The 26,789-nt window shown below is 45.1% G+C and carries 27 protein-coding genes and 1 tRNA gene; 10 read left to right on the top strand and 18 right to left on the bottom strand.

Annotation, left to right across the window (positions count from 1 at the left end; translation table 11 throughout):
* Positions 1 to 16: 16 nt before the first annotated feature.
* Positions 17 to 592 (bottom strand): Crp/Fnr family transcriptional regulator, encoded by a 576-nt coding sequence (locus tag DDR33_RS14050; RefSeq protein WP_109416438.1) that lies wholly within the window; start codon positions 590 to 592, stop codon positions 17 to 19.
* 148 nt (positions 593 to 740) lie between these two features.
* Here DDR33_RS14050 and DDR33_RS14045 point away from each other — a divergent pair, with 148 nt between their 5' ends.
* The gene (locus DDR33_RS14045; protein ID WP_109416437.1) at positions 741 to 2,012 is read left to right on the top strand and encodes a hemolysin family protein; all 1,272 of its coding nucleotides are present in this window, start codon (positions 741 to 743) and stop codon (positions 2,010 to 2,012) included.
* Here the strand turns inward: DDR33_RS14045 and DDR33_RS14040 are convergent.
* Entirely contained in the window at positions 2,004 to 2,738 is a 735-nt protein-coding gene (locus DDR33_RS14040; protein WP_109416436.1) for a response regulator transcription factor, read from the bottom strand. The two genes, DDR33_RS14045 and DDR33_RS14040, sit on opposite strands and share 9 nt — an antisense overlap.
* Positions 2,739 to 2,741: 3 nt before the next feature.
* Positions 2,742 to 4,151, bottom strand: coding sequence for a sensor histidine kinase (locus DDR33_RS14035; RefSeq protein WP_109416435.1), 1,410 nt, complete (start codon positions 4,149 to 4,151; stop codon positions 2,742 to 2,744).
* Positions 4,152 to 4,412: 261 nt separating this feature from the next.
* Between DDR33_RS14035 and DDR33_RS14030 the strand changes: the two genes are divergently transcribed.
* Both DDR33_RS14030 and DDR33_RS14025 read left to right on the top strand, forming a co-directional pair.
* The gene (locus DDR33_RS14030; protein WP_109416434.1) at positions 4,413 to 5,111 is read left to right on the top strand and encodes a basic secretory protein-like protein; all 699 of its coding nucleotides are present in this window, start codon (positions 4,413 to 4,415) and stop codon (positions 5,109 to 5,111) included.
* 145 nt (positions 5,112 to 5,256) lie between these two features.
* Positions 5,257 to 6,117, top strand: a complete 861-nt coding sequence (locus DDR33_RS14025) for a GNAT family N-acetyltransferase (RefSeq protein ID WP_158280752.1) — start codon at positions 5,257 to 5,259, stop codon at positions 6,115 to 6,117.
* A 6-nt stretch (positions 6,118 to 6,123) separates the two neighbouring features.
* On the opposite strand, the gene DDR33_RS14020 is transcribed toward DDR33_RS14025, so the two are convergent.
* Both DDR33_RS14020 and DDR33_RS14015 read right to left on the bottom strand, forming a co-directional pair.
* Positions 6,124 to 7,809 (bottom strand): sodium:solute symporter family protein, encoded by a 1,686-nt coding sequence (locus tag DDR33_RS14020; RefSeq protein WP_238387803.1) that lies wholly within the window; start codon positions 7,807 to 7,809, stop codon positions 6,124 to 6,126.
* A gap of 28 nt (positions 7,810 to 7,837) precedes the next feature.
* Complete coding sequence (locus DDR33_RS14015) at positions 7,838 to 10,117, bottom strand: FAD-dependent oxidoreductase (RefSeq protein WP_109416431.1); 2,280 nt, start codon at positions 10,115 to 10,117, stop codon at positions 7,838 to 7,840.
* Between the two features lie 247 nt (positions 10,118 to 10,364).
* Here DDR33_RS14015 and DDR33_RS14010 point away from each other — a divergent pair.
* Positions 10,365 to 10,437 (top strand) — tRNA-Gly (locus DDR33_RS14010).
* 109 nt (positions 10,438 to 10,546) lie between these two features.
* On the opposite strand, the gene DDR33_RS14005 is transcribed toward DDR33_RS14010, so the two are convergent.
* Together DDR33_RS14005 and DDR33_RS14000 are read right to left on the bottom strand one after the other, a co-directional pair.
* Positions 10,547 to 11,128, bottom strand: coding sequence for a pentapeptide repeat-containing protein (locus DDR33_RS14005; protein ID WP_109416430.1), 582 nt, complete (start codon positions 11,126 to 11,128; stop codon positions 10,547 to 10,549).
* Between the two features lie 76 nt (positions 11,129 to 11,204).
* Complete coding sequence (locus DDR33_RS14000) at positions 11,205 to 12,746, bottom strand: glycosyltransferase family 39 protein (RefSeq protein WP_109416429.1); 1,542 nt, start codon at positions 12,744 to 12,746, stop codon at positions 11,205 to 11,207.
* Positions 12,747 to 12,887: 141 nt separating this feature from the next.
* Here DDR33_RS14000 and DDR33_RS13995 point away from each other — a divergent pair, with 141 nt between their 5' ends.
* Positions 12,888 to 13,502: a hypothetical protein gene (locus DDR33_RS13995; RefSeq protein ID WP_109416428.1), complete on the top strand. Its 615-nt coding sequence runs from the start codon at positions 12,888 to 12,890 to the stop codon at positions 13,500 to 13,502.
* Positions 13,503 to 13,627: 125 nt separating this feature from the next.
* Here DDR33_RS13995 and DDR33_RS13990 read toward each other — a convergent pair whose 3' ends face one another.
* Both DDR33_RS13990 and DDR33_RS13985 read right to left on the bottom strand, forming a co-directional pair.
* Entirely contained in the window at positions 13,628 to 14,452 is an 825-nt protein-coding gene (locus DDR33_RS13990; protein ID WP_109416427.1) for an endonuclease/exonuclease/phosphatase family protein, read from the bottom strand.
* Positions 14,453 to 14,488: 36 nt separating this feature from the next.
* Complete coding sequence (locus tag DDR33_RS13985; protein ID WP_158280751.1) at positions 14,489 to 15,238, bottom strand: AcvB/VirJ family lysyl-phosphatidylglycerol hydrolase; 750 nt, start codon at positions 15,236 to 15,238, stop codon at positions 14,489 to 14,491.
* Between the two features lie 182 nt (positions 15,239 to 15,420).
* On the opposite strand from DDR33_RS13985, the gene DDR33_RS13980 reads away from it, so the two are divergent.
* Together DDR33_RS13980 and DDR33_RS13975 are read left to right on the top strand one after the other, a co-directional pair.
* Positions 15,421 to 15,828, top strand: a complete 408-nt coding sequence (locus tag DDR33_RS13980) for a transcriptional regulator (RefSeq protein ID WP_109416425.1) — start codon at positions 15,421 to 15,423, stop codon at positions 15,826 to 15,828.
* Between the two features lie 24 nt (positions 15,829 to 15,852).
* Positions 15,853 to 16,731, top strand: a complete 879-nt coding sequence (locus DDR33_RS13975; RefSeq protein WP_238387802.1) for a VOC family protein — start codon at positions 15,853 to 15,855, stop codon at positions 16,729 to 16,731.
* A gap of 56 nt (positions 16,732 to 16,787) precedes the next feature.
* Here DDR33_RS13975 and DDR33_RS13970 read toward each other — a convergent pair whose 3' ends face one another.
* Positions 16,788 to 17,651: an OmpA/MotB family protein gene (locus DDR33_RS13970; protein WP_109416582.1), complete on the bottom strand. Its 864-nt coding sequence runs from the start codon at positions 17,649 to 17,651 to the stop codon at positions 16,788 to 16,790.
* Between the two features lie 237 nt (positions 17,652 to 17,888).
* On the opposite strand from DDR33_RS13970, the gene DDR33_RS13965 reads away from it, so the two are divergent.
* Positions 17,889 to 18,341 carry a hypothetical protein gene (locus tag DDR33_RS13965; protein ID WP_109416424.1) on the top strand — a complete coding sequence of 151 codons (453 nt, stop codon included), beginning with the start codon at positions 17,889 to 17,891 and terminating at the stop codon, positions 18,339 to 18,341.
* An 83-nt stretch (positions 18,342 to 18,424) separates the two neighbouring features.
* A complete protein-coding gene (locus DDR33_RS13960) occupies positions 18,425 to 19,486 on the top strand; it encodes a helix-turn-helix transcriptional regulator (RefSeq protein ID WP_109416423.1) in 1,062 nt (353 codons plus the stop codon).
* Between the two features lie 22 nt (positions 19,487 to 19,508).
* Here DDR33_RS13960 and DDR33_RS13955 read toward each other — a convergent pair whose 3' ends face one another.
* The 5 genes from DDR33_RS13955 to DDR33_RS13935 are packed head-to-tail and all read right to left on the bottom strand — an operon-like array spanning position 19,509 to position 23,242.
* Complete coding sequence (locus DDR33_RS13955; protein WP_109416422.1) at positions 19,509 to 19,943, bottom strand: QcrA and Rieske domain-containing protein; 435 nt, start codon at positions 19,941 to 19,943, stop codon at positions 19,509 to 19,511.
* A gap of 23 nt (positions 19,944 to 19,966) precedes the next feature.
* Positions 19,967 to 20,905, bottom strand: a complete 939-nt coding sequence (locus DDR33_RS13950; protein ID WP_146198771.1) for a DUF5777 family beta-barrel protein — start codon at positions 20,903 to 20,905, stop codon at positions 19,967 to 19,969.
* A 21-nt stretch (positions 20,906 to 20,926) separates the two neighbouring features.
* Positions 20,927 to 21,472 carry a YceI family protein gene (locus DDR33_RS13945; RefSeq protein ID WP_109416420.1) on the bottom strand — a complete coding sequence of 182 codons (546 nt, stop codon included), beginning with the start codon at positions 21,470 to 21,472 and terminating at the stop codon, positions 20,927 to 20,929.
* 4 nt (positions 21,473 to 21,476) lie between these two features.
* Positions 21,477 to 22,679 carry a hypothetical protein gene (locus DDR33_RS13940; protein WP_109416419.1) on the bottom strand — a complete coding sequence of 401 codons (1,203 nt, stop codon included), beginning with the start codon at positions 22,677 to 22,679 and terminating at the stop codon, positions 21,477 to 21,479.
* On the bottom strand, positions 22,676 to 23,242 hold the full coding sequence (locus DDR33_RS13935) for an RNA polymerase sigma factor (RefSeq protein WP_238387801.1): 567 nt from the start codon (positions 23,240 to 23,242) through the stop codon (positions 22,676 to 22,678). Before DDR33_RS13935 ends, DDR33_RS13940 begins: the two co-directional genes overlap by 4 nt.
* 274 nt (positions 23,243 to 23,516) lie before the next feature.
* On the opposite strand from DDR33_RS13935, the gene DDR33_RS13930 reads away from it, so the two are divergent.
* On the top strand, positions 23,517 to 24,368 hold the full coding sequence (locus tag DDR33_RS13930) for a hypothetical protein (protein WP_109416417.1): 852 nt from the start codon (positions 23,517 to 23,519) through the stop codon (positions 24,366 to 24,368).
* Between the two features lie 47 nt (positions 24,369 to 24,415).
* Here DDR33_RS13930 and DDR33_RS13925 read toward each other — a convergent pair whose 3' ends face one another.
* From DDR33_RS13925 to DDR33_RS13915, 3 genes are all read right to left on the bottom strand, one after another.
* Complete coding sequence (locus DDR33_RS13925; protein WP_109416416.1) at positions 24,416 to 25,045, bottom strand: outer membrane beta-barrel protein; 630 nt, start codon at positions 25,043 to 25,045, stop codon at positions 24,416 to 24,418.
* A gap of 20 nt (positions 25,046 to 25,065) precedes the next feature.
* Complete coding sequence (locus DDR33_RS13920) at positions 25,066 to 25,710, bottom strand: hypothetical protein (protein WP_109416415.1); 645 nt, start codon at positions 25,708 to 25,710, stop codon at positions 25,066 to 25,068.
* Between the two features lie 106 nt (positions 25,711 to 25,816).
* Positions 25,817 to 26,737 carry a glycerophosphodiester phosphodiesterase family protein gene (locus DDR33_RS13915; protein ID WP_109416414.1) on the bottom strand — a complete coding sequence of 307 codons (921 nt, stop codon included), beginning with the start codon at positions 26,735 to 26,737 and terminating at the stop codon, positions 25,817 to 25,819.
* Positions 26,738 to 26,789: the final 52 nt, after the last annotated feature.

Here is a 26,789-nt window from a genome sequence, read left to right as displayed (position 1 = left end):
ATTATCTTAAACTGGTTTAAGAACGCTTTTTTGCCCTGATCTCACTCAGATACTCGGGGGTAAAGCCCAGAAAGGAAGCGATAAGATACTGGGGGATTCGCTGAATAAATGCGGGATACCGGTCGAGAAAATGAAAGTAAAGTTCCTCACGGGAAAAATCGTAAAGATATTTGATCCTCATCTGAGAGGCAGCGTAAGCCCGCTGATAAATGAAACGGAAGTAACGTTCCATTTTGGGTATGTCCTGAAGCAGTTTATCCTGCGAAGGTTTGCTGATTGTCAATACTTCGGATCTTTCGACGGCCTGGATGTAAAATTCCGAAGTGCCCTGCTGCTCGTAAGCCAGGTTGTCTGTGAGCCACCAGTTCTCGATAGCAAACTCCGTGGTCTGCTCTATCCCCTTTTCATTAATAAAGAACTTTCTCAGGCAGCCTTGTAATACAAAAAAATGCGAGCGGCATACCGATCCCGCCATCATCAGGTTCTCTTTCTTCGTCACTTTCTCCAGTGTGAAATACCGCAGAATGGCATCAAATTCGCTGTCATCTACTTCGATAAACTTTTCCAGGTGCTTCCTGAACAGATCAGACATATGTATCAGTTGAGACTCAAATATACTTTACAGCAAGGCAGCCGAAAGCAATTTAATGTATCTTTTTCACAGATAATGGGGGTAGTCCGATATAATTGAGCAAATTTGCATTAATTTATCCGAAGGCTATGGCCCTGGTTAATGAGATATGGAAATTTTAATTATTATTCTTCTGATCCTTTTAAACGGCATTTTTTCCATGAGCGAAATCGCCCTGGTATCGTCCAAGCGGTATAAACTCGAAAGTGCGGTAAGGAAAGGATCGAAAGGAGCACAGCAGGCCCTGAATCTGTCAGGCAATCCTAATACATTTCTTTCTACAGTTCAGATCGGAATTACCCTCATTGGGATTCTTACCGGTATTTTTAGCGGCAACACGATCACCAGTGATCTGAAAGCAATGATTGAGAACGTAGAATTTTTACGGCCGGCAGCAGACAGTCTTTCAGTGGCCGCCGTGGTGATCATTATCACTTTCTTCTCTATTGTATTCGGGGAGCTGCTGCCAAAAAGAATCGGACTGGCTTATCCCGAAGCCATTTCTTCGCTTATAGCAGGGCCCATGTATTTTATATCGGCAGTAGCGAAACCTTTCATCTGGCTGCTGGGGATAACGAATGACTTCTTTCTGAAGATCCTGGGGATAAAGGAAAAATCGGACTCTATTTCGGAGGAGGAGATCAATGCGATGATACATGAGAGTGCAGCCCGGGGGGTGATAGAGGAGATAGAGCAGGATATCGTGCGGCGGGTGTTTGCTCTTGGCGACCGCAAGGTCAGGGAGCTGATGACGCACCGGACTGAACTTGCCTGGTTTGATGTGAATGACAGTCTTGAATCGATAAGAAAGAAGGCAGAACAGGAGAAACATTCTGTTTATCCGGTAGCCGATAAAAGCCTCGACAAGCTTCAGGGAATCGTCTTTTCAAAGGAACTTTTTATCAATCTTCATAAAGAAGAAGATTTCAACATCCTTGACTATAAAAGAAAACCGCTTTTCATCCATGAGAACACCCCTGCTTATAAAGTGCTGGAATTATTTAAAACCAGCCGGATGCATTATGCAATTGTGATTGACGAGTATGGATCTTTAGAAGGCATGGTGACGATAAACGATGTCCTGGACGCACTGGTTGGCGAACATCCTGAATATTATGAAGAAGAATACCAGTTAGTACAAAGAGATGAAAATTCGTGGCTTATAGACGGGCAGTATTCGTTTTTTGAATTCCTCCGGTACTTTGAGCTTGAGGAAGACGAGGAAGAAAGCGGATTTTCTACTGTCGCCGGGCTTGTGCTGGAAAAACTGCACCACATCCCGGTAGCCGGCGAAAAACTAACATGGCGCAACTTTGAGATTGAAATAGTGGATATGGATGAACAGCGGATCGATAAAATCATCGTAACCAGGCTACATTAGTTTACCGGAAGATGCATCGACCGTAAAAACAAAGCCAACTCCGTGTACATTTTCAATTCTCACGGTATCTGATTCACGGAAAAGCTTCCGAAGCCTTGAGATAAATACATCCAGGCTTCTGCCAAGAAAATAGCTGTCGTCTCCCCAGAGATCCTTCAGGATATCTTCTCTCCTGATAATTTCATTGGGCCTGCGGCAAAAATACTCTATCAGTTCGGCTTCTCTCTGGGTGAGTGATACTGTACGATTATCGGATAATGAGAGAGTTAATCTCGATTTTCGCAGCCGCATATCACCAAAAGAGATCTCCTCCGCTGATCTTTTTGTTTCAACCGGCACAACGGCAGGAAGCTTTCCCCGATGTTTTACCATGTTACGAACTTTCAGGACCAGTTCGTCGGCATCAAATGGCTTTGTAATATAATCTACGGCACCAATTTTCAATCCCTGCAACCTTTGCTCCTTTTCTTTCCGTGAAGTAAGAAAGATCAGATATGCCGATGGATCCACTGCCAGTAACTGTTCAGCCAGGTCAAAACCATTCATATCAGGCAGCTGAATATCCAGGATCACTACCTGGTAATCCGACGAGTGTTTTTCAAAAAAAGACAATGCAGGCCGTGCAGCGGTAAACCACGTAACCTCAAAATCCATGAGTTCAAGATACTGCTGGGTGACATTCCCCAGGTCAGCTTCATCCTCTACGTACAGAACCTTTGTTATCATTGATCAGGAGATAAATATGCTGAATTCAGTGCCGGTATTGACCTCACTTTTTACTTCCATCTTCCATCCATGGGCCCTGACACATTGCTGCGCATAGTACAAACCCAGGCCGAGTCCTGGGATATGGTCCAATTCCTTCCTCTGAACCCTGTAGAACTTTTCAAAAATATATGTCACCATTTCCCTGTCCATTCCCACTCCGTTATCCGATATCCGGAGCAAAACCTCGCCCTTGTGCTGCACCATTTCCACATTGATTAGTTTCTCGGGCTTGTCATTATATTTGACGGCGTTGTCAAAGATGTTAAAAAGCATTGTTGTAAACCAAAACCGGTTTAGCGAAACTTTTACGTCACCCGGTATGGTCGACAGGTAGATCCTGACATCTTCAACCTCTGCTTTCAGACGATAATCGTCAACAATCTCTTCCACCAGTTCATTCAGCATTTCATGCGATTTTTCGAGGGTCACATGGTCCAGGCGCGCTATATCGAGCACCTGGCCAAACAGTAGCTCAAGGCGCCTGGATTGTCTGAATATGACATTCGACAAAGATTTCACCTTATCGGCATCAGCCAGCACACGGTCATTCTGAAGGCTTTTATTAGCCACCATAATCGTAGCGATCGGGGTGTGAAACTCATGGGTGATACTATCCACAAAATCCGTTTTCATCTCTGCGAGACGTTTTACCCTGATCCAGTTCCGATAGGTGATATAGTAAATAAGCAGTACCGAAAGCGAGGCAAGCAGCGCCAGCACAAAGGCCGGAACTGTGGCTTTAAAGATCTGCCAGTTGCGGTCGTTCTTATCTGCATGAAAAGAAAAACCAACTTCAAAAGAACGCACCCCGTCTGTAGAGGTGACTGTCAGCCCGGAAATCAGGTTTTGCGCTAAAGGAGACTTCAGATTTCCCCCTAAAATATATCCCCGGCTGCTTTGATATTTGTCAGGTAAAAAAGAATAGTGCTTGTTCTGATCAAATAGAAATACAGGATGATCATCCCGGCTTATTTTGATAGAATTGACCGTGAGCAGATATTCCAGCTCCGGCTTCAGCTGATATTTCTTTTTGATCCCGCTGAAGATAGAATCCATCGGGTTGGCAGCCCTCAGTTCAGAGAAGAGTCTTTTTAATACCAGATGAGCATATTCGTTATCAGCCGAAGATGATTTAGCATAATGTGCTTCCAGCTGCTCTTTTTGCTGGTACAGATATCGGCTAAGGATCTTAGATCCTCCCGGATAAATATTATCGTTCTTGATCTTTCCGGTATACAATCCCGAAAGGAGATTCTTTTCGGTTATCTGATATTGCCGGTCATTAAGGACAAACGTATTATAGGTAAGATAGAACAACACGGTGATCAGCAAAATAAAGCTTAAAGAAGCAATTAACCGGATATATCTCATGAAGAATGCTGGTTTCTTTCCAAAAATACTTGCATTTAAGTCGTCATTCCTCGCATTAACATTTAATTAAGAACTCATTAACAAAAATCACAAGGGCGTTAACAAACATTAAATGACTGTTAACAAAAATAAGCGCATTTTTCAAATATGTTTGTTTGCCCGGGATTTTACAGAAGCTGGCCGCTCCGAAAACTGGTGATGCCGCTGCTCAACGCCTCCGGGGAACGATATAATGCAATATATATTAACCCATAAAAAAATATGAAATCATCCGCAACAATCACTCTGACAGTGATTCTATCTCTTTGCTTATTCCGTCCCGCGCTGGCTCAGGAGCAAACAGCAAAGATCGTCAGTGCAGACACAATCAGGAAAAAAGGGTTTACACTGAACCTGGTAAACAAATCGCCCGGGTTCAGCGAACAGACCCTGAACCGGCTGAAAGAGACCTTTTTTACGGTCTATCCTGCCGAGGCCAAAAAATATAACAAAGAAGCTTCGAAAGAAGTAACATTTATTATTGATCCCGGCTACGATGGTGTGGCGGCGGCAGCCAACGGAACTGTCTGGTTCAATCCTGAATGGCTTACTAAAAATCCCGAAGATATTGATGTGGTCACTCACGAAGGGATGCATATTGTGCAGGCTTATCCTAACCATGCCGGCCCGGGATGGGTAACGGAAGGGATTGCAGATTATGTCCGCTTCAGGATGGGAGTGAACAATACCGCCGCCGGGTGGTCGTTGCCTGAATTGAAACAATCACATAAATACACAGATGCCTACAGGGTGACAGCAAGATTTTTAGTGTGGATAGAAAATAAATACGACAAGAACTTTGTAAAGAAGCTGGACCTGGCTATGAGGACCAGGATGTATACAGATCAGATCTGGAAGAAATATACCGGAAAAACGGTCGACGAACTATGGTCTGCATACCAGCAGGCTCCATCCATTTAAAATTACCCTCATGCGCCGTGCTGCTGTTACGGCGCATGAACCTGAACCCGGCAACCCCTCTTCCTGTGATATGATTACAATCACTTTTTCTTCAGCGATTTAAATATAAATTCGTCCCGTAAGGAACAAACTAATCATTCTCATCGTGCTGAAGATAAAAGAAAAAGATTACGACAAGGTCGCTCTCCTTTTAGACGAAATCCCTTTCAATACCCTTTTTGCCCGGGCAGTAACAGACGGCATTGTAAAGGGCGAAATATATGTTGATTCAATTCAGAGTCCCAGGACAGCCTATATTGTTCACCCTTATGGCATGTCGCTGTTATGTGGAGACCCGACAAACTATAGTTTCAACGAAAAACTTTTGTATTATCTCCTTGACACCAACGCTGAATACAGGAAACGGCAGGAGTGGCTCCAGGTATACCCCCTTCAATGGGAAGAGGTACTGGCTGTGCTGGTGAAAGACAAGCTGGTAACTTACAGTGATCATCTGTATGCGGGCAATTGCGAACGGGATTATTTGCTGAAAGAAACGGCTCACAGTCATATCATCCGGTGGAACCGGCTGAACTTTAAATTCGTGCAGCCAGAACAACCTTTAAAACCGGCACCGCTTCCTGATGGCTTCGAACTGAAGCGTATAGATGCGTCCATGCTGAAGATGGCCGGCAGTGTAGTTCCCCAGTTTTTCTGGAACAGCTACGACGACTTCCTGGCTAATGGAGTTGCCTTCGGTGTTGTCAGAGACGGGAGGCCGGTGAGTATCGCTTTCTCCGCCTATATTAAAGACAGGAATCTTGAAATAGGAATTGAAACAGACCTGCATTACAGGGGTAAAGGTTTCGCCCTGCAATCCTGCCATGCACTTATAAACTACTGCCTGGATAATGATCTGACCCCTGTCTGGTCTTGCAGGAAAGAAAACACCTGTTCCCTTCGTCTTGCAGAAAAACTGGGTTTTCATATTTCAGGAATGTTTCCGTATTACAGCCTGCCAGGGTAGACGGGGTCACACTCTTTTGCGTGTAATTGCCATCAACATGGCCAGTCCGCCAATCAGGATCACAGCGCCGACAGTTACTACTTCAAGTATATAACTGGCTGCGCTGAGACCCAGGGCAACGATCCCGGCACCAACTATCATTACAGAGACAGCAATCACCTTTATTCCGAAAGCATTCTGTTCGCGGGCGGCAAAATGTATCTGCTCAATCCCGTGCCCTGAATGTGTATGAACTTTCCTTCCGGCATTCATCTCCATCTGGAGAGCCTTATCCGACCGGCTTTTCTTCAGGATATACCAGATTTCGAATATAGCAAGCAAAAGTACCGGAATTCCCATACCACAAACAGTCTCCAGCGTCCTGTTGAGCTTAACGCCGGTAAGAAATGGATTAATTGTTTTAAGATACAGGTTCAGCAAAAGAGATACAACACTGGTGGTTACAACGGAAAGGCCGGTTTGACGCCTGGAGAACAAAGACCAGAGTAAAGGAGCAAATAAAGCACCTCCGGCGATAGAGGCCGTACTCAAAACAACTTCCACTATTCCACCTGCACTTGGTATCCACATGGCCACTCCGATAGTTGCGGCCCCGAAAGCCAGCGTAAAAAGTCTCGCAATCCAGATGACCTCCCTGTCGGATGCCCCCGGTCTTAACAGATGATGGTAAATATCCTGGGCAAAGACAGTAGCCGCCATGTTGATGGTAGTGTTGGCCTTACTCGAAGTTGCGGACACCATGCCCGCGAGAACCAGCCCGATCAGGCCAGCAGGCATCACTTTCTGGATGAGCATCATGTAAGCATCTTCAGATTCCAGGCCGTGTAAATTGGGATTTATAATCCTGTATATCATCGGAGGGATCATCCAGATGACGGGGCAAACCAAATAAAGCGCGGTAAAGATCCCGGCAACCTTTTTTGATTGTCTTTCATTCCCAACGCTGGTGTAACGCTGAACGTAGGACCAGTTACCTCCTATGTAAAAGGTCTGATAAACAATGAAGGCGAGCATGAAGCCCAGTGTATATTCGCTGTTAACAGGTGTAAAGAAGCCCTCCGGCGCTTTCTTAATCAACATTTCAATACCTCCGATTTCGTTAAACGATATCGGGATCACAATAAGTACAGCTGCGGTGAGAATGACAAACTGAACGACATCCGTAACGAGGACAGCCCACAGGCCACCGGCTGCGGTATACAATACGATTATAAGGCCTATAATGGAAATACACATGTTCAGGGACATTCCGGAAGCGACATGCACCATTTTCCCTACTGGGTAAAGTACCGCTGCTGTTGTAAAGAGGCTCAGTAACAATGTGAGATATGTATAAAACTGCTTCTCATTGGCTCCGAACCGCTTGCCTACATACTCAGCAGCAGTTGCGACCCCGGTCCGCTTCCAGGCTCCTGCAATAAAAAGCATGACGAGAAACCCGCTGATCGCCATGGTTGTCTGAATTGCATTCGCCACCAGCCCGAACTTATAGGCAATAGATCCCCAGACTACAAAGGTGCCGGCAGAGAAGTAACTGATAAACAGTGAAAGACCATTGATCCACCAGGGCGTCTCACCTCCGGCTTCGAAGAAAGCCTGACCATTCTTATTCCCCATACGGGTAAAGGTCAGGCCGATCCCAAAAATAAGCAGGGCGAATACGCCCATCACAATAAAATCTAATCTTGCCATGTCAAGTTCAGTGCATTGTGCACTCCTTTTAATTTTCGTAACACCTCAAGCCAAACAGGGCCGCCGGAACAGTGGCAAGAGGATGCTCCACATATATCTTTAATCCTTTTGTGCTCACGGCATCATCAAGCCTGATAATGTTACGCGTCTGATAATTCCCGGACCGGGAATAAAGCTCATTTCCCTGATCATCACAGATCCTGTAGTTTCTGACGCAAAACGGCATCACAGTTTCAGGATGCGTCATCAGGACAGACTCCATTGGATGATCAAAATCCGAATCAAAAGAAAGAACGATCGTACTGATCCTCTGGGGCTCCTCCCAGGAAACAGACAAACAGGGAGCAGGATCCCGGCTGCCGGCCACCCATGCATTAGGCTGATCAACCGGCCTGTCGACTCCATTCCTTACATTCTCAGGACTGAAAACATCCGCATGGCGTGATAAACGAAACGCCAGGTTCTCACCCTGCGGGCGACGTTGCGGGCACCAGAATTCAAACTCATCGACACCGCTTCCCGGGGGAGGCGACTGTTTTCCGTAATTCGAAACGGCTTTATTTATCAGGTTAAAAACCGACAATATGCCTGTTATTCGCTGATTTGAATATCCCAGTTCCAGGTTTTCATTCTGCCTGAAAATTAAAAACACGTAACCGGATTCTTCCAAAGACACGTTAAAATCGAGTTCAGCATACCCCTCTCCCTCTATTTGCAGTTGTCTGGAGGCCAAAAGAACATCCGGAGTAAAACTAGCTTTCCTGCTGCTCAACCACAATTCGCAAGTCAATAATTCTTTCGAAACGGCACGGCAGGGAATACTGAATACCGGAACCGGCCCTTTTTCCAGGGGGATCAGCTGCCCCGCAGCCATTGTTAAAGGCTTCCACAAATCAGGCTGGCTGAACCCGCTGAAAGATAATTGAGATGACGCGGTAATACTGGCAGAGTGGACCAAATCTTTATGATCTTTCAGGCGCAATCCAGGGATATACTGGCCGGAGGCAATCAGGTTCTGCTGCAACTCTGATAAATAACCCTTTTCAATTATCTGAGCGGGAGTCACCCCGTACTTAGTACAAAGATTAGCAGCGATCCCCACTGCCTGGGCTGCATGGGCAACGGTCGCCATTACCCTGGTAGCCCCGAACGCCACATGGCTGACACTGATGATGCGGCCGGCCAGGAACAGGTTGCTGATATTGCGGCTGTACATACTGCGGTAAGGGATCTGAAACACGCCTTTGCTATGCCATTGATTGCAGCCCGGACGTTCACTGAACACCCCGTCTGCCGGGTGCAGATCAATAGACCATCCACCATAAGCCACAGCATCATCGTGTTCCCTTTGCTCCACCAGGTCGTGCTGCGTCATGATATAATCCCCCTCGAAACGCCGGCTTTCCCTCTTCCCGGGAATTGTGCCGACCCACTCCAGGGTCAGGGTCTCCGCTTCCGGGAATTTGCCGGAATTCTTGATATAGTTCCACACTCCGTATACGACTTTCCAGAGCTGCCATTTTATGTCCTCCGTTTGATGCACGGTATCCAGTCGCCCGCCATATTCTACCCACCAAAGCCGGCAGCCATAATCCTGCGCGTTAAAACTACGGTAACGCGGTATAACGGAAATATCGGGAAGTGCGAAATCCGGTGCTGTAAACTTTACAGGCTTGCCTGTGTCCTTGCTGTAAAAATAAAGGGAATGTCCCAGCAGTTCTCCATACTCAGTTGTCGGAGCCATAGGTTCGTCAAATTCCTGTCTGCTTTCAGCGCCCATCCTGAAAGCAGCGCCGGAAAGAAAGCCGACTATCCCGTCGCCGGAAGCATCGCAAAACAAAGGGGCCTTCAGGATATACTCTGTTGAGTTCTGACTGCAAAAGGCCCTGAGGCAGTCAATTGTTTCAGCATCTTTTTTGTCCAGGCTATACACAGCCGTGTTAAGCAGCAATGTAATATTAGCTTCCTGTTTCACCTTATCAAGCAGCAGCATATCCAGGATCAGCGGGTTACCTTCAGGGTTCTTATAGGTATTTTCCACCAGAATTTCATCAATAACACCCCCTTCTCTCGCCCAACGGTTATTATTCCCCATATGGGAAGTTGCCCCGAGCACCCATAAACGGACCTCACTTGATGAGTTTCCTCCAAGTACCGGCCGGTCCTGCACCAATATCACTTTAGTACCTGTCCTGGCGGCCGTAACTGCAGCACAGACTCCGGCGAGCCCTCCCCCGGCCACGATCAGATCAGCCCTCAGTTCCTGTAAATGCAACTTCCGGCTGTGTTCACCATCTTGTTTTATCATGAAAAATGTTTGTCGTTAGTTTTATAATTCAGCGAAAATATCCAGCATAAGGTCTACGGGTATTACCATCAGGCTTATATATTTCATGGAAACGCTCCCATTCTTTGCAACCGTTCCCAACTTTCTGAAACATCTATCCGTCTGCCTTTCAACAACAAATACACAAAACATCAAAAAGTACAGGATGAAATATTGACTATTAAAATTTTCCGTTTATATTTGCAGCCCCTTCAGGGAAGCCACATACGCGAAAGTAGCTCAGTTGGTAGAGCACGACCTTGCCAAGGTCGGGGTCGCGAGTTCGAATCTCGTCTTTCGCTCAGCTTCAGAAAATCCGGTATTTTATTATTCTTTGTGAGCATTAAACAGGCTCCGGTTCAACATTGAGTCCTCCGAGATTTGATGATATTCCCACGGGAATTTTGAATTCTAGCCTTCCGGATCAATGACGAGTCCGTATTTATGTAGTAAGCCGGGAACACCAGACAAGGAAATCCTCGCTTTTTTTAACCGGTTGATCTCCGGATCGATGCTGTAATTAAAAGCACTTCTCAAATCGGCACCTTCAAGTATTGTCCTGCTGAATACTGCCCCTGAAAGATCACAATGCTCAAAAGTCGCCCCGCTCAGATCACATTCTGAGAAATCAGCTTCTCTCAGAAAACACCTTTCAAAAACGGTCTTCTTTAGCTTCAACTTATAAAAGGTACAATGGCTGAGATTACAATTATTAAACGACATAGCAAGTCCGAACAGATTGCAATCTTCCACCCTCAGGCCAAGCATCTTGCAATCTTTAAAAACTACATCTCTGAATGCAGTATTCTTCAACCTGACCAGGCTCAGATCGCACCCCGAAAATTTTGTATTAACAAACGTTGTTTCAGCAAGATCAGCTTGCTGAAAATTGCAATTCACAAAGGAGCAGTTGTCGTATTCCGACTTCCCGAACTTCCTTCCGCTGAAATCCTCCCGTTCAAACAAACGGTCTTCTATGAATTCTTTTTCCATATTATCTGCTTTGCAGGGGTGTTCGCAAATATATCCTTTCGTTTAACATCTACGCTCTATGGATGATATCTAAGTTTTAATTTCTGAGGTAAGCTTTTCTTTGTTCTGCAACCGACTCCTCAATGAGCTTATTCAATCCGGGCTTTGCTCCTTCATAGAGAATAAAGCGGATCCCGTTTTCCCTGAACAAAGGCAGGTCCAAAGAATCTTTAACCGTGTATCTCTCAAATTCCTGGAAAACGCGGTCATCTTTATCCGGGATCTGGTGGCCCACGAGCAAAAGGTTTTTGATATTATATTTATCCGGCATCCATAACAGAAAAGAGGAATCATCGCTGTACACATTGGGCAGGCCAAACTCCTTGCCGTAATAATTCAAGGCTCCTGCCGTCGCATAAGCACGGCAATAGATCATCGTTTCTTTTCGCTGTTCAGCAGGCAGGCTCCGGTACACAGCCGCCGCTTTGCGTGACAGCTCTTTCCAGCCAATCATGTCAGCAAAATCCTGCGGCAACGGGTGATATTTCTGGTCCTCCCATTTAAACCCTTCCGGCCGCGAAAGCCCACTCATCTTATAATAAGCCGCCAGCACTTCCGGCTTCGCTACGGGCATTACTACAGGAAGAGCATATAAACCCAGCGCTACAGAGCATGTAAGCAGCGCATAACGCACCCAGCGAAAACGAAGCCGGGTGGCACTCTCAAGCCAGAGAGCACCAATTGCAAACAATACAGGATAAGCTCCCAGAGCGTAATAATCTTTCCCGCGGAAGAAAAGCAGGAGCCCGATTACAGAAAGCCAGGACCAGGTAAAAACCCTGTATTTCCATAGCTCGCGTGATACAAACGGCGCGGCAAGGCCGGCAATCCAAATGAAAACGCATGGAAAGTTCATCATGACCTGACCGGCAATAAAGTCAGCAGGGTTAATAAATTGCAACTGCTGCTCCCTGAGTTCCGCCATGTGATGAATCACAGGAAAATTATGCTGGTATTGCCATAAGAGGTTGGGCAGAAAGATGAGAAACGCTATGAGCCCTGAAAAATACAAATGCTTGTTCAGATAGACCTTTCTGCTTCCCGTCAGCAATAATCCGGCGAGAAGGCTTACAATAAAGAAAGCAGCAGAATACTTACTCATGAGACCGAGCCCCGCACACACTCCAAATCCATACAGCCATTTGTTCTGACCAGAAAAGATATAGTGTATTAAGCAAAAAGCCATTGCCGTCCAGAAAAAGACATCAAGAAAGTTGGCCTGGAACAGAAAGAAGAGGCGAAGATAACCGCCAAGTACAAACGGCAGGAACGTCAATAAAAGCGCAAATTTTCTCCCTCCCAGAAGAAGAACTATTTTCCCCGCCAGCAGAAAGGTAAGGCCGCCGAATACCGAAGGCCATATTTTAATCCAGAACAAACCGGCTCCGAAGAGATTTGTGATCAGGGCAAAGAGACTAAGCAATGGAGGCACCTCGAGGTATCCCCATGCGGGATGCTTTGCATGTTCCAAATAAAGAAATTCATCTCTGTGTGGTTCGAAAACACTGTTATGCAAGAAGAATGGCAGAACAATCTTTACGATAACCAGAACATACAAAAGCCGGTTTAACTGTTTCATGAAATATTTTCTAAATCTATAATTAAGACTGAAAAATATCCGGTCTGGTTACAGCATTAAATAAAATTACGCTACCATCCATATGCTGAAATATTTTCCTCAGGCCACTCGTTCCAGCATAAAGGTGATTACATTTGCTAAATGTCAAGGTTCAGCAAGCACCCCCAACGTACTTTTTTTCTCATAGCCGGAGTGGTCATATTTTTATTAGTATGCCTCTATTTTTTCCGGGAAAACGAGATAAAACAAAATGTCACCCAGGAGCAGCCAACTGCCGGACCTGATACTGCTTATAAAATTCCGGCGCCATCAGACATTTTTTTACTTCCCGACAGCAGTCTTATCTATGTACTGGACAAAGTGGCTATAAACTTTGCCAGGCAAAAAAAACGTTATAAGATCACTATGGACGGAGATTTCTTTTACGATATTCCGGAAAGAGCAGGAGCCCTTGTCATTCACACCCGGTTATTGAAGCTCACTATCACCGGAAAAGCTGCGTTCAGGGTAATCGCGTACAACAAAGATGAAGGTGAAGAAGTCCAGGTCTTATCCGGCCATATCGTAGCAGAGAAGAGCTATAAATCAGATTTCCCCGAACCGGAAATACTGGGCGATGACAACTTATTGATGATCAACAAATCCATTGACCTGATGGAAAAGGAAGAGAACCTGGACACCCGGGAACTACGAAAGTGGAAACAGGGAGCAGACTCCGCAAAAAGCAGGAACTATATCCGTCCTTCCCTCAATTGATCTCCTGTTTGTATAAGACTTACATATAAGCTGGAATTAAATCGCACTTATATATCGGCTCACATTAGATGAGCCTTACCATCTGACCGCAGAGGATTCTATCATCTGCATCTTTCGGCTTTAAGTCAGTTTTCGGAGCTGCCGGACAGCTCAACTTCTACAAACACGGGCAGGTGATCCGATATTTCCCTGGCTTTCTTTACATCCGAAAACGATTCATAGAAATGTACGACTCCTGCTTTTCTCAGTTTAACCTGATCCGGCCGGAAAAAGAAGTTATCATACTCGGATGCGAGGCAGCCATCATTCAGGCATTTCTGCCTGAGGGTTGTTTTCTTTCCTTCCAGGGCAGGTGTGTAGCCCTGTTTCTTCATCGGATTAAAAACGGAATGCGACTGAGGAGTATTAAAATCGCCACAGAAAAGAAGAGGCCCTTTGGTATATATCTGAGGATAAAACTGAAAATACCTGATTTCCTTTGCCGGTTGTTTCGATTTCGGCAGCGCATGAAAACTTACAAGGGTCAGGATCTTACCTTCAACGGCCAGATGAATGATAAAAGGCTCGCGCTCGATCTCATTTCTGAATTTCTGGTCTAAGAATGCAGTATCCGCAATATTAACCCGGCTGGTCTTCCATAGAAAAGCATAGCGTTCGCTGGCACCTTTACTGCCGGATGTATTCTGACTGATGACATAATCCCATTTAAAGCCTTTGCGGTTTAAGGCATCATGAAGCCTGGCTACAGCCTTTGGACCTTCGGGGCCGGCTACAACTTCCTGGATAGCAACTACATCAAATTCGCGTAACGTATTAGCAATGAATTCGATTTCGGCAGCACTTTTGCTCTTCCCTAAATTCTGAATATTCCAGGAACAAACAGTTAAAGGCCGCTGAGCAAAAGCAACGACGAAGAAAAATATCTGAACGAGAGTAAGAAGAAATTTCATCTGCGATTTTAAAAAGGACGAAGATAGCGATAGATACTAATTTTTACGGAGGAGGTCAAATCCTCTTCCGGCAGTTCTCACTATCTGATGATACCCTTTTTTATAATGATGATCGCCAGGTAAAAGGCTCATGAAAAAATTCTTTTTCCTGAAGTCTGATAAGGGCTTGGGGGCTTCATCTTCGCCATAAAAACAATAAACCGGTATACTAATTTTCATGACCTCGTCCCTTACTTTGTAAGTCCGGTCATCACTTCCCAGATTAATCAGATCAGTCAGATAAACTTTAAAATCTGTAGACAGATAGGGCGAAAGAAGCTGAATCTCTCCCACCCTCTGCTTCAGTTCAGCCGGAAGCCTGTTATAAAGAAATGGCACCACGTCTGCTCCGAAGGAATAGCCACTCAATGTGATCTTCCTGTCATTCCAAAGACGCATATATTTCTTTATCAGGGCAGTAAAGTCAGCAGCGACCTGGTCGGGAGTTCTCTGGTGCCAGAAATACGTTCTGCTGTTAAAGCCGATTACGTCGAACCCAGCCCGGTTAAAACTAACAGCAAGGCTATCATTAAAATCGAGCCATCCCCCATCGCCGGAAAGCATTACTACCATTCTGGATGACAGGACATGGGAAGAACGATAGAGGATAAGAGGCAAACCAGCTTCATCACTTACTACACCACGATTTTTCACCGTTCGTTCTTTCAGCAGCACTCCGCAGCTGTTAAAAAACAGCATGAAACAAGCCAAAAGAATAAGGCCATATTTTCCCAAGCCAGTCTTCATTCCCATAAAGTTACATCAGGCAGCTGTTTTACCATCCAGACAGCTTTACTCATTTTACCTGATTAAGTAATAAAAATAGGAATAAGTTTTCCGTTCCGCCGCAATTCACCCTTTTTTATGCCGCTATTGCACCTCACCTGCCAGGCCTGCATTTATGTAAGTTTGTATTTACAACCAGATATATGAAAGTATTCACGTTAACTGATAATATTCCTGTCTATTGCGTTACAGCAAAATCGTTTCCGGAGGGAGTACAAAAAGCCCATCAGACTTTACATTCAGCAGTGCCCTTCAGCAAGGACCGAAGATACTTCGGATTGTCGCGGCCCCAGGAAGATTCCGGTATAATTTACAAGGCTGCCGCAGAAGAAATATTTGAGGGCGAATTATCCGGTCTGGAACTCGAACCAGTGACCATTATGAAGGGAGATTATCTTTACACGGACGTTTCAGACTTCATGAAGAATATTCCGGCAATAGGAGAAGCGTTTCAGGAACTCATCCATTCAGACCAGATAGCCCCTGATGGCTTTTGCATTGAATGGTATCTCTCTATGGATATTTGCCGTTGCATGGTCAGAATAAAATGAACAATCAAATAATCAAAGCATATTATGGAAACTGGAATTAAGCCTGTAAATGAAGAAACAATATGCCGTTCTGTCTATCCCTGTATAACATTAAAGGGTAAGATGAACGAGGCCTCCGAATTTTACACAGGAGTGTTCGGAGACGGGAAGATTATCCAGACGTCGCCCTTTGCTGTACAATTTGATCTGGACGGACAAAAATTCCTGATCCTGAACGATGGGCCCCAATCAAGCCCTAACCCGGCTATTTCTTTTATGGTTTATTGTGACAGTGCTTCTGAAGCAGAACAGTTCTGGAACAAGTTAAGCGAAGGAGCTTTTGCCCTGATGCCGCTGGGCAGCTACGAGTGGAGCCCCAAATACGGATGGATCCAGGATAAATACGGCGTATCATGGCAATTATTCACGGGAAGCAGAAACGATCATCTTCAAAAGTTCTGCCCCACACTGATGTTTACCGGCACTAACACAGGTAAAGCATTTGAAGCGATTAATTTCTATACCGGCATCTTTCCCCAATCATCCGTTCAGGACATGATGAATTACCAGGAGTCTGACGGCGAAGATCCTGCTCTTATAAAACATGCGGGATTTAAAATAAAAGACTTCGCCGTAAAAGCGATGGACAGTTCGCCAGACCATGGTTTTAGCTTTAATGACGCGATATCGCTTGTAGTTGAGTGTGAAGATCAGGAAGAGATTGATATTTACTGGGATGCCTTGACATCAGAGGGAGGAAAAGAGGTAGCATGCGGCTGGCTGACAGACAAATACGGTCTGAGCTGGCAGATTATCCCTAAAGCACTCGGCAAGTTGCTTCAGGACCACGAGCGCATGCCGGCGGTCATGAATTCACTAATGAAGATGAAAAAGATCGTTATTGCTGACCTGGAAAATGCATAAATATCAAAATGAAAAAGGCGTCTTCAGAGTTGAAGACGCCTTTTTCATTTTGATATTTATTGATCCTGCTGCTCAGGAGCTTTGCCTATCAGGTCCATAAACTGATCCAGTTTAGGTGTGATAATAATTTGCGTCCGCCTGTTCCTCGCTTTTCCTTCTTCAGTACTGTTATTAGCAATAGGATTATACTCACCCCGCCCGCCAGCTGTCAGCCTCTTCGGATCCACCGCAAAGTTGTTCTGTAACGCCTGAACGACTGATGAAGCCCTGAGCGCACTCAAATCCCAGTTATTCCGGATGTTCTTCTGAGAAATAGGCACATTATCCGTATTACCTTCTACCAGCACATCATAATTACTGTAGTCCTTGATGATCTTTGCAATTTTACTCAAGGTTTCTCCCGCGCGGTCGGAAATCTCGTAACTTCCTGACTTATAAAGCATATTATCTGACAACGAGATATAAACAACCCCTTTCAGAACCTGGACGTTCACGTCTTTCATTTCCTGCTGGCTTAGCGAGCGGGTCAGGTTGTTGGTAAGCACCATGTTCAGCGAATCGCTCTTGTTCTTGGCGTTTACCAGCTGCTGAATGTATTTATTGGAACTGTTAATTTCGTCGACAAGTTTAGAAATGTTCACATTTCCCTGGCTTGTAGAGTTCAGACACTTATCAAGCGCTTCCCGCAATGACTTAACATTGGCACGTTCGGAGGCTATCTGATCTTCCAGGTTAGACACCTTGTTATTAGCAACAGCGAGGTTCCTCTCTGTCAGCAAATATTGCCGGCGCATATCACGCGTATTACTGTCGAGCCTGTTGTACTGGCTCTGTAATGATTCGTACTTCTTTTTAGTAACACAGCTCTGGCCTCCTATCATAATAGCCACAAGGCCAAGAATGGAAACTACTGATCTCATATTCGGATACTTTTTCATTGTTCTTCTTTTTGTTTAACAATAAAGAATAAACGCTTTCCCCCTGTCGAATGTTTGAACCGGAAGGAATGCCTGTTATTCTTTCTTCATTTGTATAAATTGATATATTTGAAAAAAATGATTTAAATCACATTCTACTTATCATAAGCAAATATTTGCCAGAGTGCAATGCAAATAGGCTGCATTTTTGTGTCTCATATTTGCGTTAAAGAAATTCTTATGAGTATTTTAATTCATATAGGTTTTTGGGGAATAGATACTGAATTTGGCCTGGTTGGCAAAATACGGCCCGGATATGAGTACAAAATCCCGGCCCGGTGTCTTTGGAAAACCTTCAGCATAGAGGGCAGGAATCTTTATCTGTGGCCAGTTTTACTCATGCGCAAATACTGGATCTATGACTCGAATGCGGACAGTCTTTTCACAGCTTTCTTTTTTGCCCAGGAGTATTTTAAAGCAGAAAAACCGGATGACCAGTCCGAAGCATCATGGCCTGAGACTATATTCTTTGTAAAAAGCATGCTCCAGCTTTGTGAAGAGCTTCTTCTTAAGGAACATAGCGGCTACAAGGGAGAAAGAATGGTCGTAACGCCCGAATTATATGAATACGCACTTGAAGTATTGAAAGTTTACGATGCGGGAGGAGCGGAGCATTATCCGCCTTCGAAATAATGATCAGGATCACATAATTTACACTGACGCAATTCAGGCATCATCATAAATTTGCATCCACTGAATCTATTCCCGGAAAGATTATGCCTTATAACTTTGATGCTTTATTGCGTTATCACGTGATAGACGAATGTCTTCAGAATAACAGATACGGATGCACTCTCGATTTTCTCGCAGAAAAGTGTACCGAAGCGCTTATTGAAAAAGGCGGGAACCCGGGTAGATCTACCGTAAGCAAGCGGACCATTCAGTATGACATAAGTGAAATGAGGGGAAGCAGCCTGGGATATAAAGCCCCCATAATGGTCAGAGACGGGAAGTACTTCTACTCGGATAAAGACTTCCGCATCAGCAATGCCACTATTACGAGGACTGACATTCACAATATCTCTGCCGCCCTGAAAATGCTGAAGACCTACAGAGGCACCGTTTTTTTCCGGAACCTCGAATCGTTGGTAGAACGCCTTGAGCAAAAGATCATCACTTCCCGTACTGCCCGGCAGGTACAGGCAGTATTAGCATTTGAACATATTCCAGAGAGCACCGGAGTTGAATGGATCATTCCTTTACTGGATGCAATCCTGAAAAAGCAGGTTGTCAGCATCACTTATCAGCCCTTTGGAGCTAAAAAACACAAGAAATTTCCATTTCATCCATGTCTGCTGAAAGAATACCGCAACCGGTGGTACCTTCTGGGAATGAACAACCGGCACAAGTGCATTCAAACGCTGGCTCTCGACAGGATAAAAGATTTTGAAATGCTGCCTGATTTCGAATACGACTCCAGGCAGCTCCCCGACCACGATACCTATTTTAAACACACCATCGGTGTCTCGATCTCCTATGGCTCAAAGCCACAGGAGATCGTCCTGAAATTCAATGAATCGAAACTTCCTTACATTAAAACACAATCCCTTCACGAAAGCCAGGAAATAATTGCTGAAACGCTTACCAGTATTACTATCCGCCTGCTTTTAATTCAGAATTATGAATTAGAGTCCTTAATTATGAGTTTTGCGGATGAAGTTGAGGTATTGCAGCCTCCTTCATTAAGAAAAGCGATCCTTCGCAGACTTCGCAAAGCAGCTATAATGAGCCGGCGAAATGCTCTTAAAAGCGAATCTCAGACAAAGCCCGGCTGCTGACCATACCAGGCAGTAAGTACGGTCAGGCGGAAACAGCCAGAGCAGATCCGTTTACAGAAATGGTGTAATGCTTTAGTGCAGATGTCGCAGGCCCCCGTACAACGCCGCCCGTTGTATTAAATTCACTGCCATGGGCGGGGCAAATAAATTTCCCCTGTGCATTATTATATGCGACCGAGAACCCCTGGTGCGTACATGCCAGCTGAACGGCAGTGAAAGATGCCGGGACATTTGTTTGTGCCAGTCGCACCAGTATAACACCGTTAGCCATCTTGGAGTCTCCGACATTCCTTAGTTCAGAATCAAGGTTGGCAGTCAGCAGTTCTTTATCCCCTCCGCTTCCGGGATCAGGAGTTGCTTCTTCTTCCGGATCGCTGCCGCAGGCAATCATGCTGCAACCAGTGCATACCGCCGCAAGACCAAGCCCCAGCTTTGACAAGAATTCTTTTCTTTCCATAAGATGTTTATTTAAAGTGGTGATTAATAATTATTCTGCTCCTTTTTGCCGAAGCTGAAAACCCTGGTAATGGTGAAGCCTATGCGGTATTGCCCTTTTGTCCATTTCGATTCGGTATCTGCGATGTAATTAATGGGTGAAATTGCCTGGGCATTAGCAAGATTCACCGTAAATACATGCCCGCCTGTTTCAACTTCAATTCCTATTGCTGAAGGGGCATAGAATTCCGGAGACTTACTGTCTTTCCTGAATGAGGAGAACGGATGAACATAGTCAGCTACAATTCCCATCCGCTTTGTCACTTTTAACCTTCCCGCTACCGAAACAGAGAAGATGTTCTTCTCATTTCCTTCAAGATAAGGGAAGGGCAGATTATTCCTCAGGAAAGAGGGCGCAGCAACAAGAGAAAAACGGGAAGAGAACTTTCTTGAAAATACAGCCTGATAGAAATAGGAAAGCCGGTTTGTATAGTCGTCGAATACGTTGGTTGAAACTTCATAAGGCTTTAAACCCATCTGCGCAATGACGGTAAGAGCAAAAGGCATACTCCCGTCACCTTTCTGCTCCAGTACCTTATATTTAAATCCAAGATCGAGAAGCTGTTCGAATTTACTCCTTCCAAACGAGATGTCGAGCTTATCGGAAAGACCATATTCAAATCCGATGTAGATGTCTGAGGAGTTATCAAGTCCCCATAATGTCCGGCTGCCTCCATCCTTACCGGCCACGTCTCCAAACCGGTGGACTACCATAAAGTTGAGATCTTTTTTCCTCATCGTTTCGCTTGTGGGCGTCAGGATAAGCCTGGTTGACTTAAAAGCTGCGATCACAGTTTCGTCTTTCCCGTCTGCGGACAGAGCATTGATCAGAGAGTCGGCGGACAGAGAATCAGCAGGGGCATCCTGGGCAAGCGTCAGCAAAGAACTCAGGATCAGCATAAAAAGCGACAAACATTTTCTCATAATGATGCGGGGTTATATGTTTTATTTCTGGTATCTGGAATAATCGGCTGCAATCTTCACCTGGATATTTTCAGCAATTTTCTGAAATACAAGCCTGGGTATATCAATCTGGTGGTCTTTGCACTTCACTATAAATTCAGAAGAGAGCTTTAAGCGTCCTTTATTCACCTGCACTTTACCTTCTATAGTACGGTTTTGCTTAATGCCATGTACATCCAGAACGCCCGCGGCCTTAACCGTATAAGTTCCATCTTTTGACACATCCACCTTTTCAAGTATCCTGCCTTTAAAAGAAGCGTTCGGGTACTTATCACTTTCCATATAATTTTCGTTGAAATGCTCCTGCATGAGGGACTTTTCAAAGACAAACGACCTCACCGGAACGCTGAAAACAAGCTCGCCTGTTGCCGGATTATACACAGATACTGCTTTGCCTGATAAGGCAGAAATATCCTCAAGGGGAGCTTTAGAGAAGATCGAGACTTTCGCATTTTTACAGACATAGGAATCCCCGCCTGCCTGGCTGGCTCCCAGCCAGGCAAGTAACACAATCGCAATATATTTCATCTGATTACTTTTTTATCATACTTCCGATATCCCAGCCGACACCTACCGCTACTCCCGCAGACCGCAGATCAATCCCTTCATTTCCTATTCCTGTTAAGGGAATTTTATAATAGGGCTGCACAAGGAGGCCGAACTTATCATTTAACCGGCGCTGGTAGGTTATGTTAAGATTAAGAACCCCGGCAAGATGTTTATTCCGGTTGGCCACAGCATAACTTTGTTCCGTATAGTCGGTATAAGTGAATGAATACCTTTCCCTGAGCATAATGTATGAGGATAATCCCGAACCCACGCTCAATCCATTCTTCCCCCTGGCAAAAAACTGAAAACTTACGTTCAGAGGAATATCCAGCACCTTGCAATCTGCATCAATATGCCGCAGCTGCCGGGTTCCGTAACCATAATCGCCATAAGCTCCGGCCTGCGGGTTATAATTAGCCTGATAAGGCTTTGATGCATACGTAACCCCTGTAGTCAAACGCCATTTCCGCAAATCGAGATTAAGCAATAAGCCGCCATTCACGCCTAACTGACCGCCGGATAAAGAGTTCACGCCATTCAGATCAGGTGCAGTCACCAGGGCGAGGGATATTTTCACACGCTTCGGCGCCTGAAGTTCCGGTACATTTTCAGTGCGCTCCTTTACAGGGGACTCTTCTGGTTCAACCGCCTCTTCCCGGGGCTCAGCCTGGCTGATAACAGGTATTGATTCCGGAACACTATAAGAAGAAGAGTCACCTCCCGCAGGCACTGGTATACTTCCGGGAACCCCTGTTGCGGCTATCTGCACGCCATACCCATTATCCGACCGGCCGGACACCGGCAATACGCCTTCTTTTCTTCCTGTCGGATGATGATCCTTCACGGAATCGCCAGGCGACATCTCCTTTTCAGCTAACTGATCACCCTGCTTTACGGTATCCGCTAAGCCCGGCACCATCTTCTTCCCTCCGTCATTCCTTTCCGCTGTTGTGTTGTCATTGTTTCCGGATGGAGAAAAAATTCTGACCATCAAGATAAGAAGAACAGCGGCTACCCCCGCAGATATCCAGTACATCCATCCAATCCCCCTTCTGCCCCGCTGTTCTTTGTCAAGCATTGCCTCCATCGCATCCCAGTCCTCTTCCCGGAACGTGCTATTCCCTTCAGTTTCTGTCAAGCCTTTCCTGAACTGGCGATCGATCTTATTTTCGTCAGCTCTTCTCATCTGAATAGTCCGTTGTTAAAAAAAGTAACATTTAAATTAACAGGGTTGATAGCAACAATAGCACTGTAAGCACCACCTCCTGCATCACGCGATACGTCTTCCGCATCTATAATCATCCTTTTTAGTTTATCCCTCGCTTTAAACAGGTTCGATTTGGATGTACCCGTACTGATTCCAAGCATGACCGCTATTTCTTCATGAGTGTATCCCTCAATAGCATACAGATTAAAAACAGTCCGGTATGCATTTGGAAGCTGCTGGATCATCGCCAGGAGATCGTCGTACCGCAGCTTCTTATCCGGCAAATCCTCATGAACCAGATTTTCAGCTTTTTCAAGATCATCGGCGTTGGCCATCCTGATATTACTCCGGTAATAATCTATCGAGGCATTCATCATAATCCTGCCAATCCAGGCCTTAAAAGGCTTGTCTGTACTGTATTTATTCAGATTAGAGAACACCTTGAAAAAACCGTGGTTCAAAATCTCCGATGCCTCGTACCTGTTTCCCGCATAACGCAGACAAATACTCATAGCATAGCCATAAAATGTCTTATACAACATTTTTTGATCTTTACGATCCTGCTTCAGGCAGCCAGCTATAAGCTGTTGTAGTTGTGCTTCGCCCATAGGGGAGTCTTCTTCTCTGCTCTTTGTTTTAAACCTTTTTTAGCTATCACGGAGCAACTGACTACTTGGTTGCCTCATGCTGCAATTTTTTTTAAATATTTCACAAGGTTAAGTGAATATAAAACAATTATAACCGGCAGGCAACCCTTCTCTGATCCGTCCCGTAATCCCTTCGACATAATATTTATTCACCCTTTAGTCATTTCATATGAAAGCTACCAAATTCGGCGCTCTATGCGCTATCGTACTACTATTCACGTCATTGTATTCATGCAAGGATGACAAGGAAGATTCCCCTTCTACTAAGGAAACAGGTGTAAAACTGACTGCTAATGCAACGTTCGGTGACATCATCACCGATAACGAAGGCCGCGCTCTCTACTTTTTTTCAAACGATGCCAACGGAAGTTCTTCCTGCACGGGCGGGTGTCTTATTGCATGGCCGGCATATTATTCAGAAAATCTGAAGGTGGGCACGGGCTTAAATTCATCAGACTTCGGAACAATCACGAGAAGTGACGGAGCTAAGCAGACTACCTATAAGGGCTGGCCTCTATACTATTATCAAAGTGATACTAAAGCAGGCGATGTGAAAGGAGATGGAGTTACCGACAACTGGTTTGTAGCCAAGGCAGATTACACCGTGATGATTTCTTATACCCAGCTGGTCGGAAATGACGGTGTTCAGTATAATAGCCAGGGGAAGGCAGGACAAGAGTTCTCACAGTACCTGACGGATGCTCACGGGAACACGCTATACGCTTTCATACAAGACCGGTTTAAGCAAAACAAGTTTACCAATAACGATCCCACGCACGATGCTGTCTGGCCGATCTTTCCGGTTGCAACAATCGGAAGCATTCCCTCTATTTTAGACAAATCCCAGTTCGAACTCATCACAGTATTTGGGAAGACACAACTTGTGTATAAGGGGAACCCGCTCTATTATTTTGGAGCCGACAATATGCAGCGCGGCAAAACACTCGGAATCAGTGTACCCGTTCCGGGCGCAGCTATCTGGCCAATCGTTAATAAGAATACGGCAACAGCCGCCATGTAAACCGGGATACAGGAGTCGCAGTGCTGGTTACTGCGACTCTTTGGTCTTTATTTCTTCCCTAAAATGTAAAATACAGACAAGCTTAACTGACTGGTAAGTCCCGCATCAAACGTTTTATTCCTGAAGTAATCATCGCGTGAACTCTTGTCATTATTATAGGAATATGAAATCTGCGCGAGCCTGGCAGACAATCCCAGGCTCGTCATTGGAAAAAACACAATCCCCAGATCTATCCCTGCCGCAAAATCCTTTACGAAGTTGTTTTCGTCCTCTCCATCTCCATAGTCAACCCAGGAATATGAATAATCCGCGTACGGCCCGGTTCTGAAACCGACCTTTTCAGAAAGCATTAAATACTTTCTCAGAAAAATTCCCGAACTAAAGCCACTAGAATTAAAGTCATGGCGCAAATCGGAATAAGAATTTGCTTCAAACTCGTACTTGCGGTATATATATCCCAAATGTCCTCCGGCCTCCCATTCGTCAGCAAAAAAACGGCTGTATTGGGGAGCCAGTGAAAAAGACAGTTTTTTTGTATCCGGCTCGTAACTGCCCCGGACTTTGTGGTACGTCAGCCCCATTGTTCCTCCAATATACCGGGTTCCTTTTGCTGTCTGGGCTTTTACGGTAATGGTTACTGATATCAAAAGCAGGATTGCTGATATTATTTTCTTCATTCTTTTCCTGATTAAGACTCCTATTTTTTACCTAAAACCCAGAAAACAGACAGATTCAGGGAGTTTGTAAAAGAAAAGTCGAAAGTGTTTGTCCTGCGGATTACCTCCTTGTTGTTCGTGCGGGTCTTCGAGCTTTCATAATACAGGCCCCCGATATTAGCTGCTATGCCCAATCTCTTTAAAGGGAAGTATTCCAGATCGAGCACTAATCCGCCTGTATACTGCATCGTCTCATTTTCTCCCGGGGAGACGTCTGTCTCCGATTTTGCATAAGAAAAACTGAAAGAAGGGCCGGTACGGAGGCCGAACTGATCAGTAAACATGACATGCTTCCGTATGAACAGAGATCCGACATACTGATTCTGAGTTGTATGTTCGGGCACATCCCTGTCAGTCTCCATTTTGCTATACCCATAAGCTGCCGCTACTCCTACCTCCAGCTTATCCGCTATAAACCGGCTGAAAGAAGGGCCGATTAAAAAGCCCTTATTATCTGTCTTTTCGACCTGGCCTGAGGTATAATTCTGGTAGTTCAACGTATGCTTTTCATTCCTGGATGAATAACCGATGTTAAGGCCGAGATAACTGGTTCCTTTTTCAGTCTGGGCATTAGAAATCCCTGTGAAGGCGATCACCATCACGATAAGGGATAAGATCTTTCTCATTGTGTATATTCAATTATTGTGGTTTAAAAGGCAATAGTAGTTATTTTTCTTATTAAAAGAAAACAGCTGAAACAATTCGCCTGAAACACTGGAATACTTGAGGCGGCTACTTTCCAGCCATCACTACATTGGTACTTTTGAGTCCCTTTTTCTTACTGTACTTCAGCAACTCCCTTCCGCACTCTTCCGTCCTGTCTGAGGAAAGAATATCTGCGCCAGCCTCTATCAGCCCGGAATACACATCTTCTCCTTTCGCTTTCGCCTTGTTATCCAGGTTACCCATGGTGCCAAGAATACAGAAGATCCCCTTGCTATGCAAGTAATCACACAACGATCTGTCAGGTTGCGCCACGCCGACAAATGCTACGATACGATTATTGGGCACGCCCATACTATTCAACCGTTCGAGATCTGCCCTGTTTTTTACAGAAGCAGAAATCATCAGGTCGGGGGCAAGTTTATGCACCTCAGCAGCCTGATTGGCATTATACGTAATGATAATGCTGTAAGCCTCCGCCCGGTTACGCCTGACAGCATCGATCAACTTTTGATACGGCACGCCTCTCTTTATATCTAAAGTGAACAGGACCTTATCCCGCCCCCACTTTAAAACCGCATCCAGAGTTGGGATATGGTACCGGGTTACTTTGCCGTCATTATCTTTCAGCCGGACATTCTTTAAATCGGCAAACAACCTGTCGTTCAGGTCTCCGGAGCCGGTGGTGGTCCGTTCAAGCCGGTCATCGTGAAGCATAACGAGGACTGAGTCCTTCGTAAGCCCTGCATCACATTCGATGACCGAGGGCTGATGTTTCGTGCTGTTCGCAAAAGTTTCTATCGCGTTCTCCGGGAAACCCGGTACGGGTCCGCCTCTGTGACAACTTACGAGCGGAACACGGGAAGGAGACCAGGTCAGGAATTTCTGCAAATCCCTGGTATCTTTAAATTTTAAATGATATTCCTGGCTGTAAGAGGTGCAGGACACCAGGAGAAAGGCAACAAAAAGATACTGTACAATTCGATTCATTTTATCCGGAAATACGATCTGTCAAACTTAGGCAAATTGTTTCATATCAAAG

Origin of the sequence: Pararcticibacter amylolyticus (assembly GCF_003130405.1) — a bacterium.
Classification (GTDB): Bacteria; Bacteroidota; Bacteroidia; order Sphingobacteriales; family Sphingobacteriaceae; genus Arcticibacter; species Arcticibacter amylolyticus.
Note: the sequence above shows the minus strand (reverse complement) of the source record. Positions and strands in the feature narration are given on the sequence as shown.